The 21,483-nt window shown below is 38.0% G+C and carries 19 protein-coding genes and 1 tRNA gene; 7 read left to right on the top strand and 13 right to left on the bottom strand.

The window, feature by feature from the left end:
* The first annotated feature begins 128 nt into the window (after positions 1–128).
* From mutS to CL42_RS06600, 4 genes are all read left to right on the top strand, one after another.
* Entirely contained in the window at positions 129–2,780 is a 2,652-nt protein-coding gene (gene mutS, locus CL42_RS06615; RefSeq protein WP_035266388.1) for a DNA mismatch repair protein MutS, read from the top strand.
* A gap of 235 nt (positions 2,781–3,015) precedes the next feature.
* The gene (gene fdxA / locus CL42_RS06610; RefSeq protein WP_035266386.1) at positions 3,016–3,339 is read left to right on the top strand and encodes a ferredoxin FdxA; all 324 of its coding nucleotides are present in this window, start codon (positions 3,016–3,018) and stop codon (positions 3,337–3,339) included.
* Between the two features lie 131 nt (positions 3,340–3,470).
* Positions 3,471–4,190, top strand: coding sequence for a D-Ala-D-Ala carboxypeptidase family metallohydrolase (locus CL42_RS06605; RefSeq protein ID WP_035266384.1), 720 nt, complete (start codon positions 3,471–3,473; stop codon positions 4,188–4,190).
* Between the two features lie 136 nt (positions 4,191–4,326).
* A complete protein-coding gene (locus CL42_RS06600; RefSeq protein WP_035266381.1) occupies positions 4,327–4,992 on the top strand; it encodes an O-methyltransferase in 666 nt (221 codons plus the stop codon).
* A gap of 279 nt (positions 4,993–5,271) precedes the next feature.
* Here CL42_RS06600 and CL42_RS06595 read toward each other — a convergent pair whose 3' ends face one another.
* From CL42_RS06595 to CL42_RS06545, 11 genes are all read right to left on the bottom strand, one after another.
* A complete protein-coding gene (locus CL42_RS06595; protein WP_035266378.1) occupies positions 5,272–6,114 on the bottom strand; it encodes a universal stress protein in 843 nt (280 codons plus the stop codon).
* 110 nt (positions 6,115–6,224) lie between these two features.
* A complete protein-coding gene (locus CL42_RS06590; RefSeq protein WP_035266377.1) occupies positions 6,225–6,851 on the bottom strand; it encodes an acyltransferase in 627 nt (208 codons plus the stop codon).
* The gene (locus tag CL42_RS06585) at positions 6,829–7,431 is read right to left on the bottom strand and encodes an IMPACT family protein (protein WP_035266374.1); all 603 of its coding nucleotides are present in this window, start codon (positions 7,429–7,431) and stop codon (positions 6,829–6,831) included. The genes CL42_RS06590 and CL42_RS06585 overlap by 23 nt, the downstream gene beginning before the upstream one ends.
* Positions 7,432–7,539: 108 nt before the next feature.
* On the bottom strand, positions 7,540–8,727 hold the full coding sequence (locus CL42_RS06580; protein ID WP_035266373.1) for an HlyD family type I secretion periplasmic adaptor subunit: 1,188 nt from the start codon (positions 8,725–8,727) through the stop codon (positions 7,540–7,542).
* Positions 8,724–10,859 (bottom strand): type I secretion system permease/ATPase, encoded by a 2,136-nt coding sequence (locus tag CL42_RS06575; protein WP_035266372.1) that lies wholly within the window; start codon positions 10,857–10,859, stop codon positions 8,724–8,726. Before CL42_RS06575 ends, CL42_RS06580 begins: the two co-directional genes overlap by 4 nt.
* The gene (locus tag CL42_RS17730) at positions 10,856–12,259 is read right to left on the bottom strand and encodes a TolC family outer membrane protein (RefSeq protein ID WP_035266409.1); all 1,404 of its coding nucleotides are present in this window, start codon (positions 12,257–12,259) and stop codon (positions 10,856–10,858) included. Before CL42_RS17730 ends, CL42_RS06575 begins: the two co-directional genes overlap by 4 nt.
* Before the next feature lie 1,426 nt (positions 12,260–13,685).
* Positions 13,686–14,432 carry an LPS export ABC transporter ATP-binding protein gene (gene lptB, locus CL42_RS06565; RefSeq protein ID WP_035266369.1) on the bottom strand — a complete coding sequence of 249 codons (747 nt, stop codon included), beginning with the start codon at positions 14,430–14,432 and terminating at the stop codon, positions 13,686–13,688.
* A complete protein-coding gene (lptA, locus tag CL42_RS06560) occupies positions 14,432–14,962 on the bottom strand; it encodes a lipopolysaccharide transport periplasmic protein LptA (protein WP_416202010.1) in 531 nt (176 codons plus the stop codon). The genes lptB and lptA overlap by 1 nt, the downstream gene beginning before the upstream one ends.
* Before the next feature lie 25 nt (positions 14,963–14,987).
* A complete protein-coding gene (gene lptC, locus CL42_RS06555; protein ID WP_035266366.1) occupies positions 14,988–15,533 on the bottom strand; it encodes an LPS export ABC transporter periplasmic protein LptC in 546 nt (181 codons plus the stop codon).
* A 39-nt stretch (positions 15,534–15,572) separates the two neighbouring features.
* A complete protein-coding gene (locus tag CL42_RS06550; RefSeq protein WP_035266365.1) occupies positions 15,573–16,112 on the bottom strand; it encodes a KdsC family phosphatase in 540 nt (179 codons plus the stop codon).
* A 3-nt stretch (positions 16,113–16,115) separates the two neighbouring features.
* Complete coding sequence (locus CL42_RS06545) at positions 16,116–17,108, bottom strand: KpsF/GutQ family sugar-phosphate isomerase (RefSeq protein WP_035266363.1); 993 nt, start codon at positions 17,106–17,108, stop codon at positions 16,116–16,118.
* Between the two features lie 195 nt (positions 17,109–17,303).
* Here CL42_RS06545 and cysS point away from each other — a divergent pair, with 195 nt between their 5' ends.
* The 3 genes from cysS to CL42_RS06530 all read left to right on the top strand — a co-directional run bounded on the left by cysS (position 17,304) and on the right by CL42_RS06530 (position 19,752).
* Positions 17,304–18,725 (top strand): cysteine--tRNA ligase, encoded by a 1,422-nt coding sequence (cysS, locus tag CL42_RS06540; protein WP_035266361.1) that lies wholly within the window; start codon positions 17,304–17,306, stop codon positions 18,723–18,725.
* A 64-nt stretch (positions 18,726–18,789) separates the two neighbouring features.
* Positions 18,790–18,865: transfer RNA gene (locus tag CL42_RS06535), tRNA-Gly, on the top strand.
* Between the two features lie 227 nt (positions 18,866–19,092).
* Positions 19,093–19,752 (top strand): cupin domain-containing protein, encoded by a 660-nt coding sequence (locus CL42_RS06530; RefSeq protein ID WP_035266359.1) that lies wholly within the window; start codon positions 19,093–19,095, stop codon positions 19,750–19,752.
* Positions 19,753–19,800: 48 nt separating this feature from the next.
* Here the strand turns inward: CL42_RS06530 and CL42_RS06525 are convergent, their stop codons facing one another.
* Both CL42_RS06525 and CL42_RS06520 read right to left on the bottom strand, forming a co-directional pair.
* Positions 19,801–20,877 (bottom strand): nitrilase-related carbon-nitrogen hydrolase, encoded by a 1,077-nt coding sequence (locus tag CL42_RS06525; RefSeq protein WP_035266358.1) that lies wholly within the window; start codon positions 20,875–20,877, stop codon positions 19,801–19,803.
* A 98-nt stretch (positions 20,878–20,975) separates the two neighbouring features.
* On the bottom strand, positions 20,976–21,425 hold the full coding sequence (locus CL42_RS06520; RefSeq protein ID WP_035266357.1) for a MarR family winged helix-turn-helix transcriptional regulator: 450 nt from the start codon (positions 21,423–21,425) through the stop codon (positions 20,976–20,978).
* Positions 21,426–21,483 lie beyond the last annotated feature (58 nt).

The raw sequence follows: 21,483 nt of genomic DNA, 5'->3' as shown, positions 1-21,483 counted from the left end.
TAATATTGGTTCGACTCATTTATCTTTTGCTAAAAATAGATCTTATAATCGATTTACGCATTTTTTCTCATGCTAAGCTTGAGCAGTACTTCTTCGTTTCAAAATTTAACTACAGGTTTTTTTCACAGATGACTTTAGATCAATCCAATATCGATCTTTCAACATTGACGCCAATGATGCAGCAATACATGACGGTGAAATTACAGCACCCGCATTCGTTAATGTTCTATCGTATGGGTGATTTCTACGAGTTATTTTTTGACGATGCGCATAAAGCCGCCAAAATTTTAGGGATTACGTTAACCCACCGTGGTAAAGCGAATGGACAACCGATACCAATGGCTGGGGTTCCTTATCATGCAGCAGAAGGATACTTAGCGCGTTTAGTTAAAAAAGGTGAAACCGTTGTTATTTGTGAACAACTTGGGGAAGTCACTGGTAAAGGACCTGTCGAACGTGGTGTAGTCAGAATTATTACACCGGGTACATTGACAGACGATGCATTGCTGAATGCCCATCAGAGTTCAAATTTAGTATCCATCTGTATTAAATCTGATGAAATTGGTATCGCCCTATTAGATCTCAGTGCAGGTATTTTTAAAGTCCAACAACAAAGTTTTCAAGCTGAACAACTTCCTCTGGAACTTGCGCGTCTTATGCCAAGTGAAGTTTTGATTGATGAAGATTTCAAGCATCCAGAAGTGGTTGAACAGATTAAGCAAATTCTTGATTGTCCCGTTACAAAACGCCCAAATGTAGACTTCAATCTGAATAATGCGCAAAAAACTTTATGTGATCAATTTGCCGTAAGTACTTTATCTGGCTTTGGAATTGAACATCTTGAGTTAGCGAAAGCAGCCGCGGCAGCTTTAATTCATTATGCTAAAGATACCCAAAAGACAGCATTGCCACATATTCGTTCAATTCGACTTGAACAAAGCTCCGATTTTATCGCTCTTGATCCTGTGACGCGACGGAATCTAGAGATTATTGATCCTTTATTTGAGCATGGCACTTCATTATTTGATTTAACCAACCAATGCCAAACGGCTATGGGTAGCCGACTGCTGAGTCGAATCTTGATGCAACCCATTCGTGATACTGCGTTGTTAGACCAGCGTTTAGATGCGATACAAACCATATTATCTGGCTATCATGAAGCTCCGATTCGTCTGGTATTAAAAGAAATCAGTGATATCGAACGCGTACTCAGCCGTGTGGCATTAGGAAGTGCGCGACCACGTGATTTAGTGCAACTACGTCAAGCCTGTGCTCAGATTCCGTATTTACGCCATGCATTAGCACCAATGACTTCAACACAGCAATCCGCTTTAATCGATCAATTGAATGAGGAATTGGGTGACTTTAATGGTTTACATCATCGCCTCATGTCAGCCATTGTGGAAAACCCACCTGTTCTACTCAGAGATGGCAATGTCATTGCAAATGGTTTTGATCATGAATTGGATGAACTTCGTCAAATACGCGATCATGCAGGACAATTTTTAATTGATTTAGAAATCAAAGAAAGAGAAACAACAGGTATAAACACACTAAAAATCGGTTATAACCGAGTGAGTGGGTATTATATTGAATTAACCAGAGCGCAAGCAGAACAAGCTCCTGCCCATTATATTCGTCGTCAAACATTAAAAAATGCTGAACGTTACATCACCCCTGAATTGAAGTCTTTCGAAGATAAAGTGCTTTCAAGTGAATCGCGTGCATTGGCTCGTGAAAAACTTTTGTTTGAAATGTTATTGGATGAATTACGTCAAGATATTGCCAATCTTCAAATGATGGCGAGTGCCATTGCTCAACTGGATGTACTGACAAACTTCGCACATCTATCAAGATTATATAATTGGAATCGTCCGGAATTTAGCCCTGAAATTGGAATACACATTCAAGCAGGACGCCATCCCGTTGTTGAATCACTGATTAAAACGCCTTACACCCCAAATGATACTTATTTAGATGTACAGCATCGTATGTCGATTATTACAGGCCCAAATATGGGTGGTAAATCCACATTCATGCGTCAGACGGCGTTAATTACGCTCTTGGCATATTGCGGTAGCTTCGTTCCAGCGAAATCTGCCAAATTGGGACCTATTGATCGGATCTTTACGCGTATCGGTTCAGCAGACGATCTTTCTTCAGGCAAATCTACATTTATGGTGGAAATGACGGAAACTTCTCAAATTTTACATCATGCCACTCAACAATCTTTGGTATTAATGGACGAAGTGGGTCGTGGTACAAGTACTTATGATGGTTTGTCATTAGCTTGGGCTTGTGTCCTTGATTTGACGCATCGCATTAAATGTTTATGTCTTTTTGCAACGCACTATTTTGAATTAACAGAATTAGGCATGGATCCGTGTATTGATAATTATCATGTCACTGCGCAAGAAGTGAATGGTCATCTCATCTTATTGCATAAGGTTCAAAAAGGTCCTGCAAGTCAAAGTCATGGTTTACAGGTCGCTAAACTAGCAGGTATTCCTCAAAACGTGATTAAAGAGGCTCAAGCTAAACTTAAAAAACTGGAGAAACTCCAACTGCAAACCCAACCTGTGCAAAAAGATTTGTTCTCTCAAGATTTATTTTCAAATAGTAACCCTGTAGAAAAAATTATTGAAGTTGAAAAAGTGGTTGAAATTCGTAAACCTTCTCAAGTTGAACAACTTCTTTCAGAAATTATTGTAGATGACTTAAGTCCAAGACAGGCTTTAGATCAACTCTACCAACTCAAACAATTACTCCAAAAATCTTAGTTCAAGCACACTCAATCAATAAGCCAGCGATCTGCTGGCTTTTTTTAATCATGATTTTTGAAATCAGAGGCAGAATGCCTGAGAATTTGCAAATTAGTACGATCTCATCATAAATATTACTGATTTAGTAGCATCCCCTATATTAAATATCAAGAAAAGGAATTGTTAGTTTCGTTCAATTTGCCTAAAATACAGCATTCGTTATTAGAACCATATTTTTTAGGTAGCTGACGCCATGACCTTTGTTGTCACTGAAAATTGTATTAAATGTAAGTATCAAGACTGCGTAGAAGTTTGCCCAGTTGACTGTTTCTATGAAGGTCCAAACTTTCTAGTCATTAATCCAGATGAGTGTATTGACTGCGCGTTATGTGAGCCTGAATGCCCTGCAAATGCCATTTTCTCGGAAGATGAACTGCCTGAAGGTCAAGAAGTCTTTATCGAACTCAATGCTGAACTTGCAGAAAAATGGCCAAATATTACTCAGATTGGTGATCAGCCAGCTGACCGTGAAGAATGGAATGGCAAACCAAACAAATTGCAATATTTAGAAAAATAATCCAATGAGAGATCAGCTTCGGCTGATCTTTTTTATACCCAATTGGTACATTTATTTGCAATTTATACGTATTCTTGATAATCAATTAGCATAAAATAGAAACTTATTTGCTTTAGTAAAATTTATTTATAATGAAATTAATTTTGAAGGGCTTGTGCTCAATCAGTGCAATATCGTTGATATTGATTGGATGTACGTCCTCCCCTCAAAAAGGACGAACAATCGTCACCAATGATGGTCAACGCATATATATTCCACAAGAAAAAATAACCTATGAACGTCCAGCGCGACCAAAAGTCATGCCGAATTCTTATCGTGTTTGGCTGATGCAAGGTAATAACCAAGCTCAAGCACGAGAATATGAACAATACTTAGAACGTAATAATGTTGGCAATATTATCCCAAGTTTTGAACTCTTTAAATCAGCACGTGCTTGGCAGAAATGTGGTAAATCTGAATATATGGTTCCAAACCGTGAGCTATGGTCGAATCAGTTACCAACACTGAAAGTATTTAAATATCTCGTTGCAGCAAGGATTTTAACTGATTTTGAGGTTACATCTGTATATCGTGACCTTCCATTAAATCAGTGTGCTGGTGGCGCAGGTTCGTCTCGACACTTGTATAACTCAGCCATTGATTTCAGAATCGGTCCTGAATTTCCTCAGGCTGAAGATTATGCATTCATCGAAAATTCTAAATTTAAATTGTGCCAATTTTGGCAGAATTATGGTCAAAGCTTAAATATGGGCTTAGGTTTGTATGCGACTGGTCAAATACATATTGATACTCAAGGTTACCGAACTTGGGGACCCGATCTGACTCGAAATACATCTTTATGCCATTACTAATTTTAGATGATCACATTTAATTAAGAGGTCTTTGACCTCTTTTTTTTTGACTGATTTTTCAGCATCAAAGCATCAGAAATTTGCACATTCACTCGAAACGATTACAATGCACTGAACTCCCTACAGGTACTCAGTTATGCAACAACAATGGTCAGATATTGATGCTTATATTGAATCTCATCTGATGCCAGAAGATCCAATTTTAACTCAGACTCTACAAAATACAGCTGATAAGGGTTTTCCTGACCATCTAGCAGTTGCTGCTAACCAAGGCATGTTATTACAAATGTTGATTCAAATGAATCAGTGTAAGCGTGTGTTAGAGCTTGGAACCTTTGCGGCTTATAGCACCATGTGGCTAGCAAGAGCTCTTCCTGAGGATGGATATATTCTCACGATCGAGGGTCGTGATACACATGCAGCACTCGGTCAAGAAAATATCGACAATGCGAAATTAAAGCAAACGGTTGAATTAAAAGTTGGTCGCGCTGCGGATATTCTCAAATCTTTACCTGAAAATTTTGAGCCATTTGACTTTATATTTATTGATGCTGATAAACAAAGTTACCCAGAGTATTTAGAACTATCACTTAAATTTTCACGCTCAGGTACCATTATTTTTTTAGATAATGTGATTCGCGCTGGTGATATTTTGGATGAAAAAAATGTCAAACCAAGCATCGAAGGTATTCGTGAAATGTACCGCCTTATGCAGAATCATCCTCGACTATTGTCGAGTACAGCATTACAAACCGTCGGCAGTAAAGGACATGATGGTTTTGCACTGGCGATTGTCAAATAAATCTTAATACTAGTCATTAGTATCACTTAAAGGAGTATTCATCAATTTGAATACTCCTTTTTTTTGCACTAAAGCCCTGAAAAAGTTATCCCCGATTCCTGTTTGTATTCCTGTGGATAAAAATAAAATATTATGGCAAACACCTGATTTTCATAAGCTTTAATCAAAAGATTATAAAATAATCAAACCATAAAACCCTACTGTTCTAAAAATTTATCCACCTTCTACCAGTAAAGTTGAACCAATATTTATCAAGTAAAATTAATCAAAATTGATTGATCATTTAGCAACCAACAATGGAACGACTGAATTTCTAAATATATTGGTCGTAATACTGCCCAAGAAAAATTGTTTTACTTTACTGCGACTATAAGCACCTAGCACAATTAATTGAATTTGATGTTGTTGCTGATAATCTAAAATATTCTCAGCGACATCACCAAAACGGTATTCAACAACCACATCCAATCCAGCTTCACGTAAATACTGAGCTGGGATATCAAGAATTTCGGGATGATCACCCACATAAAGCAAATGACACTGAAGTGTTCTTAATAAATCACTTTTAGCAACACGATGCATCATTTCTTTACAAGTCTGAGAATCTTCATAGGCGAAAATAAAACGTGTTGGTGGCTTAAAGGTTTCACCAACAGTTAAAACCGTACAACGAGCACCACGAATAAAATTCTCTACATTACTCCCTAAGCTTTTGTGTTTTTCCGCGGAGCGCTCACCCACTCGACCAATAATCGCAATGTCATTTTCATTTAAAACATTGAAACTCTGTTCGAGGAAATCGCCTTTTTCTTGAATTTTTATAGGCGTAATACCATATTTTTCTTCAATCACTTCTGAAATATGTGAAAGCAAATTATTACTATAATCTAAGGCTAATTCACTTTGTTTTTGTTCTAATTCCGCAAGTTCTTTTAAGAGCATCGCATTACTTTCAAATCCAATCACACCACTAATTTCACCCAGATGATAACTTGCAGGATAGTAATCTAAAACCTGTAAAAGGACTAACTCACGTTTAGTTCGATCCGCAATCCAAGCTGCTGCTTCAGCTAAGGCATGAATACATGGGGATGAATCAATACACGCAATTACACGGTTCATGATTGCCTCACTATGACACGATGTCTGATTGTTCTTTTCTTTAAACTATCATAGCTTTCGGGCAAATGAACATGGTTTATGTAATTTAATTCGATCTTTCGCGTTACCAATTATTCACGCATTCGTATAAATTGAGCTGGATTCCCTGCAACAACTTCTCTTACCTGAATATCCTTAGTAACCATACTATTCATACCTACAATCGCCTGTTCATGTATGGTCACGCCATCTTTAATACCCACATGCGCCCCTACCCAAACATCACGATGAATCTCAATGCCTTTTGAGCGTACTGCTTGCTGGTAAATAGGTTGATCTAAACTCATGCCATGATCAAAGGCATAAAGATGACAATAAGCTGCGATCCGTACTTGGTCATGAATCTTAATCCCAAGGCGTCCACCATCTAAAATACAATGATGATTAATGGCGACTTCAGACCCAATTTCTAAAGGACCATGCAAGGTACAATCCGCGGCAATAAAAGTATTATCCCCAATAATAATCTTCCGACCACGCTCAGCAAAAATATGGGCTAAAGGGGAAATGAAACAATTTTTCCCAATTTCAACAGTCTCCATATCCATTAAATAGGCTTGATAATCTTTTTGCCAAGCTTCTGCCCATTCACGATGCTTTGCCTTGAGTGACCAATATAACCAAGGCATGTAATTCAAACGATGTTTATGCTGTTCTCGGTACTTGAGTAAAGGATCATGTTCCGTCACGTTCGACATCCTCTATATTCAATTGCTCACGTCCACGAGTCACATCTTGGATTTTCAGTTTAAACGGCTCAATTTCATGAATTTGCATACGTGCAGTAATCAATACTCCAGAATCAACATATTCTTCAATATATTCAATTTTTTGTTGATTTAACTCATATTGAAAAATAGACCACTCATTAAATTGACATTTAAAATTTACAGTTTTCTTATCGATGAGTTCAATTTTTTCGACCTGTAATAAGCATTGCCCTGCTACACCTCCGTATGCTCGTACCAAGCCTCCAGTTCCGAGTTTGATACCACCATACCAGCGGTTTACCAATACAATAATATTAGTGAGCTCATTCCCTTCAATCGTTACAAGTATGGGTCTTCCAGCTGTTCCTGAAGGTTCTCCATCATCATTAAAACGGACTTGATGCCCAATTTTCCATGCCCAGCATTGATGGGTCGTCGAGGCATCAAAATACTGGTTTAAAAATTCTTTTACATCCTGTTCATTTTCCACAGGTGCGGTGATCGCCTGAAAACGGCTTTTCTTAATATCTTCTTCATAGATATAAGTCTGAGCAAGAGTAAATGGCATGGTAAATTACAACAATTGAACTCAAACACATTATGCGTGATTCAATCATATTAAAAAACCCAATCAAAAGATCATTGATTGGGTTTTAAACAGACTGAAAAATAAAGATTATCGTTCGCGTAACGCTTCCTTCGCCTTATTGAATGGTTTCAACAGGTATTCAAGAATCGTTTTTTGACCTGTCTTAATATCAACCGTTGATACCATACCCGGCGTGATTGGGAAAGCTTGCCCAGCTTTGTTATAAAGCTTGTCTGAATCAGTACGAATATACACACGATAATAGAATTGATCTTGTTTAACTTCATCACGAAGCGTATCAGGAGAAATGACTGTTACCTCTCCTTTTAAGCCACCGTAAATTGAATAATCGTACGCAGTGATTTTAACTAAAGCTTCCTGTCCAGGATGAATAAATGCAATATCACGCGGTGAAATTCGCGCCTCAATTAAAAGTTGTTCATCCAAAGGGACAATGGTCATCAACTTACCATTCTGAGGAATAACACCACCCAAAGTCATCACATCAATTTCTTTCACTACACCGCGGACTGGTGCTTTAAAGATTGTACGATTCAGACTATCAGATTTACCTTTGATCACTTGTTGTTGAGTTTCGACATCCGTGCTCGCCTTAGATAACTCTTCACGTGCCTGAACATAGTACTGATTACGAATATCGTTAATTTGGTTGGTTAATTCATTTGCTTGACGTTTTAAACGTAAAACTTCAACTTCACTCGCAGCACCTTTGGCAACAAGCGGTTCTGTCATTCTCAATTCTTGCTGAACTAACGTAAGTGCTTGCGTTAAGCCAGCAATAGATTCTTCCATATTGGCACGTCTAGAACGATAAAGCTGAGTTTCTTCAGCAACCAATTTTGGAATTTTTTGAACTGATTCTGGAAATACCAGTGGACCGCCATTCACTTCCGCACGTAAACGCGCAGCTGTTGCTTGCGATGACAGTAGTAAAGATTCTGATTCACCCACATTTGAAGCAAATCGTGTCGGATCAAGTTGAGCAAGGGTTTGCCCTTTTTCAACAATATCACCTTCTTTAACTTCAAGTTTGGTTAGAATCCCGCCCTCTAAAGATTGGATCACTTGTTCCTTGGAAGTTGGAACCACTTTACCTGTACCATTAGAAACTTCTTCAAGTTTGAAAATAGCTGCCCAAATAATGAGTGCAAGCAAACCCAGACCAATAATCCAAATGGTAATACTGACCTTCGGTAATGGTGGCTCTAACTGAGACACTTTTAATGAACGTTGTTGTTTTAATTCTTCGCTCATGATTTAGCCCCTGAATTTGCTTGTTGCTGGCCAGAATTATTTAAAATTTGATCACGTGGGCCATCCATAACGATACGACCATCATTCACCACAATAATACGATCCACTAACTCTAAAACTGCACGGCGGTGGGTTGCCACAACCAATGTGCGATGTCCAAGCCAGTTCTTCATATGATCAATTAATTGTTTTTCAGATACATCATCAATCGCAGCTGTAGGTTCATCTAACAACAGAATATTTGGCTGACAAATGAGGAGTCTTGACAATAAAAGTGCCTGACGTTGTCCACCAGAGAAGCCTACACCACCTTCTAAAATAATATGATCTAGTCCTTCTTTTTTTTCTTGAATGAAGTTGAGTGCACCTGTTACAGCAAGTGCTTTTAATAAATCATCATCTGTAGCTAATGGTGCACCTAACGTTAAGTTTTCTCTGACTGTACCAAAGAATAGGTGCGCATTTTGATTCAACAAACCTACGTCACGACGAACGTCTGATGGGTCCAACAAGGTAATATCAATATTATCTAATTGAACTTTACCTTGAACTGCGGTTTGCATACCTGAAAGTAATTGAAGAATGGTCGATTTACCTGCACCGTTACGCCCAAGAATCGCAATTTTTTCACCTGGTTTAATTTCAAGTTTAGGAATAACAATACTTGGTTTAGGATCTTCTTCGCCGTATTTAAAGACCACACCATTTAATTCATAATGACCATTGAGTACTGATCGCTGAATCAATTGTGAACGTTCAGGATGGTCAACCTGTTTACTCATTAATTCATCAAGACTTTCTTTCGCCGTTTTGGCTTGCTGATAACGACCAAGAACACCAGTAACTTGCGCAATTGGCGCTAACATACGTGAAGATAGAATCGAACATGCCACTAACGCACCAGTGGTCATTTCTCCATCCATTACCGCAAAACAACCCACCAATACTACAATTGCAAAGGTCAACCCCTGTAATTTTTGAGTCCAGAGATTCAATACGCCTACTATTTTACGTTGTTTCATGCTGATAGAAGCTGAAACATCATTCATGTGATTCCACTGATTTTGAAAACGAGACTCTGCACGTAACAGTTTAATATCTTCAATACCTTGAACGGCTTCAACAAGAATCGCATTTCGTATTGATGACTCACGCATACCCTCTTTAGCCAATTGCGCTAATTTTTTTTGCGCCAAAAGCCCTGGAATAATCATCAGCGGTACAACCACCAAAATTACCCAGAAAAGATTGCCACCAATAAGCCAAAAAATACCAAGGAACAGGAAGAAGAATGGTAAATCAGCAAAGGCGGTAATCGTTGTAGATGTTACAAGCTCACGTACACCTTCTAGTTCACGAATTTGTGAAATAAACGTTCCCGTGGATTTAGATCGTTCACTATTTTTAATACGTAAAGCATGACCAAAGACCCGATCTGAGACTCTTAAATCCGCACGCTTACCAATCATATCTGAAAGAATTAATCGTGAGTATTTCAATGCGAATTCAAAGATTGCAGCAAGTAATACACCACCTGCCAATACCCACAAGGTTGGAATAGATTGTGCTGGAATTACACGGTCATACACATTCATCGAGAAGACGATTGTCGCGAGTGCTAATACGTTTGCAAGCAATGATGCAAACATAATATCGATATAGCGTTTCCAATCGCGTAATACAATTTCCCAAAACCAATTTTTTTCGTATGGCTTGATATATTCGTCAATACGCGCATCAGGTACTGAGGTTTCTGGTCTTAAAATATAGACTGAGTCGATGACATCTAACAATGTATCTACTGAAAATGTCTGCGCTAACCCTTCATCACCGCTCAGTTGAACACTTGCGTTACCTTGTGCATCTGCACGATCAATGACGCCAACTTGCCCATCTTTAAATCCGACCAATACCGGTAAACGCCACGGATTTAAAATATCAGGGCTAAAATCCACTTTACGGACATGTAAACCTACTTGGCGTGTCATAATTGCCAAGATGTCATCGACAGACTGGTTCTGATTCCAATTAAGTTCTAATCGAATACGTTCAGCAGAGGTTTCAATTCGATAGTGACGTGCAACCGTCAGGACACCTTGTAACCATGGTTGATAATTTATTCTTGTATTCATGGTTTCAATTCTACCCCTTGAATGGTCAAATTATTAAGTTGATATACATCACGGCTCTTACCAGAAGCAGCTATATACTGAACTAAGTTTTCGTAAATATCATAACGTGCCGTTTCAATATCTGAATTCGAACGGTGAATCGCTTGCTCAGCATTTAAAAGATCAACAGCTGTACGAGTGCCAAGTTTATATTGTTCTTGATATAACTCTTTTGTTCTTACTGATGTCGCTTGTTGATCAATTAATACTTTCATTTGTCGCTGTTTATTTTCAACTTGTTCTTGAGCACGACGAATTTCATCAATTGTTTCTAAATAAACTGCATTTACTTTTGCTTTGGCAGCTTCTTCTGCAAACGATGCCGCACGACTGCGTGAACTAATTGCACCACCTTGGAAGAAAGTACTATTTGCTTCAAGCATAATAGAACTATCTGTTCCATCGTCTTGGTTGTTATTCGGATTACGTCCGTTGACTGCTTGACTCAATGTACCTTTAACATTTAACGTAGGATAACGACTCAATTGAGTTTGTTTTTTTTCTAATTCTGCAACATCAACTTCAGCTTTGGCAGCCATCATTTTCGGAATTTCGTTAAACTTTGGCTCTGAATAAATATCTGAAGCCTTAATTAAACTCTCAGGAATTTCCCAGTTATATTTTGATATATCTGTTCCCATCAAAGTTCTAAGACGTTGTTTAAATACATTGAGCTGTGTTTCTTGCAGAATTAAATTTGATTGTGCAGATTCATAATATGATTGCGCTTGAATTGGATCGGCCTGACTGCTGATACCTGCCTCTGCACGTAAGTTAGCAATTTCTCGGATTCGTGATATACCAGCAATTTGCTCACGTGCAATACGTGTAATTTCTTCATATCGCTTAATATTCACAATGGCAGAAGCCACTTCAAGAGCAATTTGGTCAATTGTGACAAGAACTTGAGCTTGACTAAACTGTAACTTAGCTTCTTCTGTACCCACTAGTGATTTTTGTTTACCAAAGTCAAAAAGTAGTTGTGTCGCATTGACATTAAATAATTGACGCCCTCTTTCTCCTGAAGTCATATCTCCAGTTGAAACACCTGCACTCAACTGTGGGTAATAACCTGCTTTAGCAACATCAATAAATGCATTTTGTGATGCGAGTGAAGAAACACTTTGTGTCACTTCAGGATGTCTCGCTACTGCGATCTTGATCGCATCGTATAAGCTTAACGTTTGTTTATCAGCCGTACCATTCATAAGTGGCATAGATACTGGAGCACTTGGCGAAGCTTGTGTCGTGATCACAGGCAATTGCTCAACCTGTTTAGGATCAAAGCTAAAATCACTCAGTTCATTTAACTTAACTTGTCTAAAGTCATCATCAGCTTTAGGTTTAAAAAACTGATCCATATTTGATTTTAATGCAGTTAAACTGAATTTTTTCTTTGCTTGCGGTTCAGCATTCACCGTATTGTATTTTTGTTCGGATACGACTTTATCAGCTTTAGGCTTAATATTTACAACTGGCTTAATCGACTGCGATTGTTCAGATATTTTCGCTTTCTGCTCTATTGGTTTTGAATAAACAATTGTAGGTTTATTTACAGCCAAAGCACTAGTCTGTTGTTGAACGATCAAGTTTGGACGCTCAATTACATTCTGTGTTTCTAACTTATTATGAGAACCTGATTTAAAAGGCCAAAAAGCTTTGGCTTTAGATACAATACTTTGACGATGTTCAACTTGTGCTACTGTTGAAGGTGGAGCTTGTAGCAAGTTGTTTTGGCTGTTAATTTGTTGATCATTAACAATCTTCGGTTTTGGTGTACTAGACACTTTCAATGAAGATTCACTCACCGATTTTTGTAAAGACGGTGTCAAAACTTTTGTATTTGAAACATTGCCAGCAGCTTGGTGAGGACCCTCATCCAGCTTAGTTTTATCTTTGCCTATATTCCCAATAAATGAAAAGAGTTTACTTTTTGGTTTTTCTGTTTTGTTTTCTGAAACCGATGTTTCATTTTCTAGTAATTTTGCGTGTTGCGCCTCAATTAAAGATTCTGTTGGTTGATTTTGGATCTTTGGTTTAAGCGGTTTTAAAACCTGACGAGTGTCTTTAGTAGCGGGTTGTACAGTAGATGAAATAGTAGGTTTTAGAACATTTGGCGCTGAAGCCTCTTCAATATCCTGCTTTACCTTTGGCAGCAATACTTTTGGTTCAGATGCCGCTTTTTCACGCTTAACAAATGCAAAGAAAGATTTCTTTTGAGTCTTTTCCTTCGACTCATTCTGAGACTGCGAATTAGATAAAGGTATAGTGTTAACTTGAGCAATTTCATTTTGGACTATGTCGTCTAAATCAGGAACTTGTTCAATAACTTTAGGAACAAGAACCTGTTCTTTCACTTGCTCTTTCGAGATTTTGGATTTCGATTGGAATAATTTAAAACGTGGCTTTTCAAGCTGTTCAGGTATATCTTCAACAGTCTTTTTTTCCAAACTAAAATTGATTTTGGGTTTTTGTAATTCTGCTGATAGTGCACGTTGGGTATCGTCAATTGCTAGAGGAGCGATTGCATCTTCAGCATGTACTTGTGTCGCACATAAACTGATCGCAAACAGCGTGATATACCCCATATCCTTCTGACTTAATTGATGTTTAGCCACTTGTAATCTCTATTAAAAAAGTGTGAACTACGTCACATAAAATCAATCGTATTCTACAATGATTTTTATATTATTTCTGCGTCAATTGTAAACTTACGATTTGTTTGAGTTAATTTACAGTCTAAATATCTATAAAACAACATTATTTTATAGATATCACACTATTTTTTTAAACTGTGAAATCATCACCCAAATAAACTTTACGGACAGTTTCATCCATAAGTACTTGATCTGGGGTCCCTTCTGCAATGACGGATCCTTCACTGACTATATAAGCATGCTCACAAATCGCGAGCGTTTCGCGGACGTTATGATCTGTAATAAGCACACCTATTCCTCGTTCTTTTAAATTGCGAATAATGTCTTTGATATCACCTACAGAAATTGGATCTACCCCAGCAAAAGGCTCATCAAGGAGCATAAACTTAGGATCGGCGGCTAATGCTCGAGCGATTTCAGCACGGCGACGTTCCCCCCCTGACACACTCATCCCCAAAGAATCTTTAATATGTGTAATTTTAAAGTCTTCTAATAACTCTTGAAGTCGCTCTTTACGTTGTTGCTTATTAAGATCCTTGCGCGTTTCAAGAATCGCCATAATATTATCTGAAATAGTCAATTTACGAAAAATTGAAGCCTCTTGTGGCAAATAACCAATTCCATGACGAGCACGCTCATGCATTGCAAGGTCCGAAAGATCAAGATTATCTAAATGAATTTCACCTTTGTCCATTCGAACCAGTCCGACTACCATGTAAAAGCTTGTCGTTTTTCCCGCCCCGTTCGGTCCAAGCAAACCAACAATTTGACCACTCTGCATGCTAAATGAAACATCTTTCACCACCCAGCGTTTACTATAAACTTTGGCAAGATGTTTAATTTTTAATGTTTGGATTTGTGATTCATCGACGCTCATTAATCACGTACTCCAGAGAATGATTTTGAGGCAGAAGGAGGAATTATAATTTGTACGCGACCTTTTGAACTACCCGTTTCACTACTGCCACCGCCTACAACTTCGATATCACCCTTATTCATACTATAACGCAAAGTGTTCCCACGAATACTTGCGCCATCTTGATACAAATATGCATTACCCGTCAAAGTAATAATGCCTGTATCAGCGTTATATACAATTTTAGAGGCTTCACCACGTGCAATGCCACGTTTAGACTCTAATTGCTGTTGGAATTTTGCAGGGGAACCTGACGCATTTACTGAGCTAATTTGGCGATTGGCATTGAGATTAGCAACTATAGAGGCTGCATTTAACTTGAAAGTACCTTGTTCAACAGAAACATTCCCTACATAGGTCGTTATACCTGTTTTGTCATTATAGGTCGCACGATCAGCTAAAAGCATGATGGGTTGATTACGATCACTTGGCAATGCAAATGCCATAACAGAAATAGAACTGAGTGCCACCATTGCTATTGCTTTAAGCATTTTTGAACCTGATAAATAAGAAGGTTTAGTTTGGTGCATACTTTCCTCGAATATTTTTAAAATCGTACTGACCTTCATTCAAATCTGCTTCTAAGCCTTGGCTGACAAAATCTGCATTTGGTGTTTGTACAGTAACTTGCTCAGATGTTTCAAGCTTTCTTGTTTTTGGATATCCTGTAAGCGCATCGGTTCGAAAAACCATTTTGCCCATTTCTCCTTGCTTGGTTGCAACAACATCTCCAGATAACACAATCTTCTGATTGTCATTGAAACCATGTGCTTGTTTAGCATAAAACGTAGCGTCTTCTACATTATCAGTAAACATGCTGGCATTTAAATTCTGCAAGCTTGATGTTTTCTGTTTCATATCTTGGTTCAGCTCATCCACTGTAGCCTTAACATAAAGCATGCCTTTTTCATCAGTTTGCAAAAGATTAATATTCTTTGCTGAATATGTCATCGATTGAGCGGATGAACCCTCTAATTTTTTCCCTTTACCGCTGTAATAATAATAGCCACCACTTATAGCAGCGACAATAACAGCAGTAATGTATAAAACTTTAGTATCCATAAATCATCAACTATATTCAGCGTTCATATCAACTGTGTATTAATGCGTTACAGCCAAATATTTTTCAAGAAGTTCATGGTAAACCCCTTTTGACAACAATAACATGTCACAAATTTCACGCACAGCACCACGACCACCATAAGCTTGGGTTACAAGGTCTGCACGACGACGAACTTCAACATGACCATTTGGCACTGTTACTTTCATTCCCGCAATCGCAAAAGCTGATAAATCTGGCCAATCATCCCCCATATACAAGCAATCTTCTGGTTTTAAACCCAGTTGCGTACAAGCTTGCTGTAAGGCAGTCCCTTTGTCTTCACGCCCCTGATAAACTAAGTCTACACCTAAATCATTCATACGCTTTGTCACAATATTGCTTTGGCGACCGGTAATAATGACAACTTTAATTCCAGCTTGCTGAACAAGTTTCATCCCAAGTCCATCACGAATATCAAATGACTTAATTTCATCACCTGAGTTCGTTAACGTTACAAAACCATCACTTAGAATACCATCCACATCCAAAACCAACGCTTCGATATGTCGTGCTTGTTCTAACAATACATAAGATGCCATGAATTAATTTACCCCAGCTTGAATTAAATCGTGCATGCTAATCACACCAATCACTTGTTTGGCATCATTGACTACTACAAATTGATTGATTTTTTTAGCATTCATTTGCTCTAGCGCTTCAACCGCTCTTGCTTCTTGTGAAATGGTTAGAGGATTTTCAATCATAACCTTTGATACAGCAAGATTAACATCAAAACCTTGTTGCTTATCAATGAGACGTCGCAAGTCACCATCCGTAAATATACCTAACAAAACATCATTTTCATCCACAATTGTGGTTAATCCGAGACGTTTGTTAGTTATTTCGTATAGAACTTTATTCATTGGTGTATCTGGTGAAACTTTTGGTAGAGATTCACCCACGTGCATCAGATGTTTAACATGCAACAGTAATCGCTTACCGAGTGCACCAGCTGGATGCGACATGGCAAAATCATTTGCAGTAAATCCACGCGCTTCAAGCAAAGCAACCGCTAAAGCATCACCTAAAGCTAAAGTCGCTGTCGTACTTGAAGTTGGTGCCAAACCTAGTGGGCATGCCTCTTGAATATGACCAAGTGTAAGCGCAACATCAGCGTTCTGTGGCATTGGTCCACGGTCATCACCTGAAATTGTAATCAGTGGCACACCCAAATGTTTAATGAGTGGCATTAACATCATGATTTCGTCACTTTTACCAGAGTTCGAAATCGCGATCAGCACATCTCCACGCACTAACATCCCGAGATCACCATGGCCAGCTTCACCTGGATGCATAAAGAAAGACGGAGTTCCTGTTGATGCAAATGTTGCAGCCATTTTTCGACCGATATGACCAGATTTTCCCATACCTGTGACCACTAAACGACCTTGGCACTGCAGGATAATTTGACATGCTTGGGAAAAGCGATCATCAATCTGATGAGATAGTACCGATAAAGCTTGACGCTCAATCTCCAAGGTTTCTTTTGCAACCTTTTGAAAATCAATTGGATATGTAGTATTTTCAGAATTCAAATCTGGGCACCTTGAAGCTGGATTCAGCCACAATTTTAATCATTAATTTATTCTTCATATATTAACATAAGCATGCAAGTATCTTTTTCTTAAATGTATAAATTTCATTTGCATAGATTTTTTACGCATAAAACTTTGTGAAAGATAAGCCTTAGGTTAAGATGAACCACCATTTTTTTAGCTTTTTGAAGACCTATGCAACCATTTGTTCTATATAACTCAGAGCAACGAAAAAAAGTTGAGTTTGTACCTCGCAAAGAAGGACATATTGATATGTATGTCTGTGGGATGACAGTTTACGACTACTGTCATATCGGTCATGCTCGGGTTATGGTTGCATTTGACTATATTATTCGTTTTCTTCGTAGCCAAGGTTGGAAAGTTAAATATATTCGCAATATTACTGACATTGATGACAAAATCATTGCACGTGCAAATGAAAATGGTGAAAGCATTACAGCACTCACTGATCGCTTTATTCAGGCAATGAATGAAGATGCTGCCAATTTAGGATGCTTGACACCTGATGAAGCACCACGTGCGACAGAGTACATCGATCAAATGCAAAATATGATTGGTACTTTGGTCAATAATGGCACTGCATATCCTGCGTCAAACGGCGATGTGTACTTCGAAGTTGAAAAATTTAAAAAATACGGGCGTCTGTCTGGTCGTAAACTCGAAGACATGCAAGCAGGTGCTTCCGAACGAGTTGATGTTGAAGTTGAAAAGAAACATCCTTTCGATTTTGTGCTATGGAAGCATGCAAAAGAAAATGAACCTTCTTGGAAATCTCCTTGGGGGAATGGTCGTCCAGGTTGGCATATCGAATGTTCAGCAATGTCTACATGTTGCCTTGGTAATCATTTTGATATCCATGGTGGTGGTTCTGACTTAACCTTCCCCCATCACGAAAATGAAATCGCACAAAGTGAGGCTGCAACTGGCGAACAATATGTAAACTATTGGATGCATGTGGGCTTCATCAATGTCGATGGTGAAAAAATGTCTAAATCTTTAGGCAATTTTTTCACGATTCGCGATGTCATGGAAAAATTCCATCCTGAAGTTATTCGTTACTTCATTGTTTCATCACACTATCGTAGTCCTGTGAATTTTTCTGATACCGCACTTAAAGAAGCTAAAAACACATTAAGTCGTTTTTATCATTCATTCAAAGCATATCAACAGATATATGGCGCGGAAATTAATTCGCAATACGATGAAGTACTTGTTGAGAAATTTAATGCAGCAATGCGTGATGACTTCAACACATCTGAAGCGATTGCGGTACTGTTTGAAATCAATAAAGAATTAAATCGTGCCGTAAAAGACGAACTTGCTGAACAGGCTGCCATCTATTATGCCACCTTGCGCCATCTGACCAATATCTTAGGTCTTGTTCAACATAATGTTGATGAATTCCTAAAATCAGATATTGGTCAAGAAAGCTTATCTTTGAGTAATGATGAAATTGAAGATCTCATTCAACAACGCAAAGATGCCAAGAAAGAGAAAAACTTTGCACGTGCAGATGAGATTCGCCAAAATCTTCTTGATCAAGGCATTGTGCTTGAAGATACGCGTCAAGGAACTTTATGGCGACGTGCTGATTAATTCATCAATTAAGTTTTGGAAGTGTTGACAGGGTGTGCAAAATCACTATAATTCACACCATATTGCGGGAATAGCTCAGTTGGTAGAGCACAACCTTGCCAAGGTTGGGGTCGCGAGTTCGAGTCTCGTTTCCCGCTCCAAAATTTTAAAAGCCTCAATCGAAAGATTGAGGCTTTTTTTATTGACTTAAATTCTCAAATAAAGTCGACCTAGATTAAATTATTCGAAAGAGAAAAGAGAAGCTAGCCGACCAAAGTCAAATTTGCTCCACGCGCAATCACTCTCGAACTTGAACAGGTTTTCATCTTACATTCACGCTTTTTTTGATAATATTAATTACTTTAATGCTCTTTTTTAGGCTAAAAGCATGAGATTAAATGCTGACTTCTCTCAACCTGTAATAATTACTCCAGAGGATTATCAATGGATTCAATCCCCAAGAGGCGAAGTTAAACGAATGATGTTCGATCGTGTTGGCTTAGAACAAGCAAGAGCAACCAGCCTAGTTGAGTTCCCTTCAAATTCTCAGTTCCCAGAGCATCAACACCCCTTCGGTGAAGAAGTTCTAGTGTTAAACGGGACTTTTACTGAAGATGATCATCAGCACTATCCATCTGGATGGTATATGCGAAATCCTCACCTTTCTAAACATATTGTCTCGAGCTTAGATGGATGTCTGATCTTGGTGAAACTCATGCAAATGTCTGAAGAAGAAAAATTAGCTACCCGAATTGATACTCGTGACGAGCGAAACTGGACCTATTTAAACAACAGAAAGATTTGCCAACTGTTTCAATCTGAGTATGAACACACCTTTCTCGAAAAACTCGAAAGCCAACAATTTTTCGAATCAACATATCATAACGGTATTGAAATTTTCATTATCGAAGGTGAATTGGTGATGAATGAACGAAATTATTCAGCTGGTTCGTGGATGAGGTTTCCGACTCAACATCGTATTGAATTCAAAGCAGGTGCTTCTGGCGCTTTGATTTATGTAAAAAAAGATCATTTAAAAAATATATAAACCCAAAAAAACCCAATACATTATTGGGTTTTTAAGCTAGTGCATTGATTAAGACTCATCATATGCGCTTTTTTTCCAGACACCCATATCAATAAGCTTCTGAATTTGCTTATCAATCACTTCCGCTTTATATTCGTCGTGATGTCCCTGTTTTTGCTGCAAATACAAATTTTTAGGATATATATTTTTTTTATAAATTAATTGTGCGCATTCTGCACGTATATCTTTCATCCAATTGGTCACCTGAGCGTGTGTACGATGATAACGAAGTGCCTCAATATCAACTACACCGGTCACATAGGTAGATCCATTGGTATCATGCTGTTTACCCACTATTTTACCTTTATGGTCCACAATCATAGAAAGACCACCACCACAATCGATCGGTGCTAATGTATTTTCATCAAGATACATTCCACCAATATTAGGTGCTACTACGTACATATTATTTTCTAAAGCACGAGCACGGTTGGAGATTTCAAATACATCATTTTCAGTAAATGAAGCTGGTAAAGATGCACGATAGACCACTTCAGCACCATTCATCGCTAGGCCTCGACCATTTTCTGGAAAATTACCTTCCATTGCCATCATGATGCCCAATCGACCAATTTCCGTATCAACTACTGGCCAAAATGATTGAAGCTCTTCGCCATATTTTTTTACCCACTCATCATACAAATCATGAGGTGATGCTGAACGCTCGCATGGCAATAAAGCAGACATTTTGTGGTGTTTTAAAATAATTTCGCCTTGAGGATTTATAACAAATCCGACATTAAACATAATGCCTGGCCAATCCTCATTTTTAGCTTTGGCTTGCGCCATGATAAAAACATTATGCTTTTTAGCTAATTCACCTAAACGATCTGTTTCAGGGCCTGGTATATCGATCGCACCATCATCCAAGAATTCTTGAATATCAACATCGAGTGCTTCATCGTTGAAGCCCTGTAATGCTCCCTCTGGGAGAACCAACAGTTTTACTGGAATATCTAAAGAACTCAACCATAATGCACCGGATGTAAGTTCCTCTAAATGAGAGATATTTTTCATAATATCTGCTCTACAACTTGTGCCCCATATTGTTGGAACTAATCCTACTACACCATAAGGTTTGATCATTTTGTTTTCCTCTAAATCCATTCAGTTTTTTTAATGTACTTAAAAATTATCAGTGTGCTGATAATTATGCAAGTTCAAAAACCAAATAATTTAGAAAATTATTCTTCATTAATTTTTTTCATCCAATTCCTGACGATTCTTATTTCACTTTCACTAAAACCATCGACTAGAGAATCTTCTAAAAGATCAATAGCATCACCACAATCTTCCATAAGTTTTTTCCCTAAATCTGATATCTCAATTAATTGAATTTTCTTATTCGTAGAATGAGAAGTTTTGTAGAGAATATTTTGTTTTTCTAATTTTGAGATCATCAAATTTACTGTTTGCGGTGTTAATGAAGCAAAACGTGCTATTTCCGCATTTGTGAAACCTGGGTAAGTCAAAATAATTTTCAAAATTGTGAACTGTGGTGGAGTGATTGAATATTCAGCAAGTACACGCTCCATTTTTAAACGATATACATGGGATGTCTTTCTTAATAAAAATCCAAGGTAACCCGATTCATTATCAAATATTTCAGGTGAATTCGTATTTTTTTTAAACATACCTATTGCCCTTTTATAAAATCATAAATATTATCAGTATGCTGATAAAAAAGTATTT

The sequence above is a fragment of the Acinetobacter sp. Ver3 genome, from assembly GCF_000632455.1.
Taxonomy (GTDB): domain Bacteria; phylum Pseudomonadota; class Gammaproteobacteria; order Pseudomonadales; family Moraxellaceae; genus Acinetobacter.
This window is presented reverse-complemented; position numbering and strand designations above follow the sequence as displayed.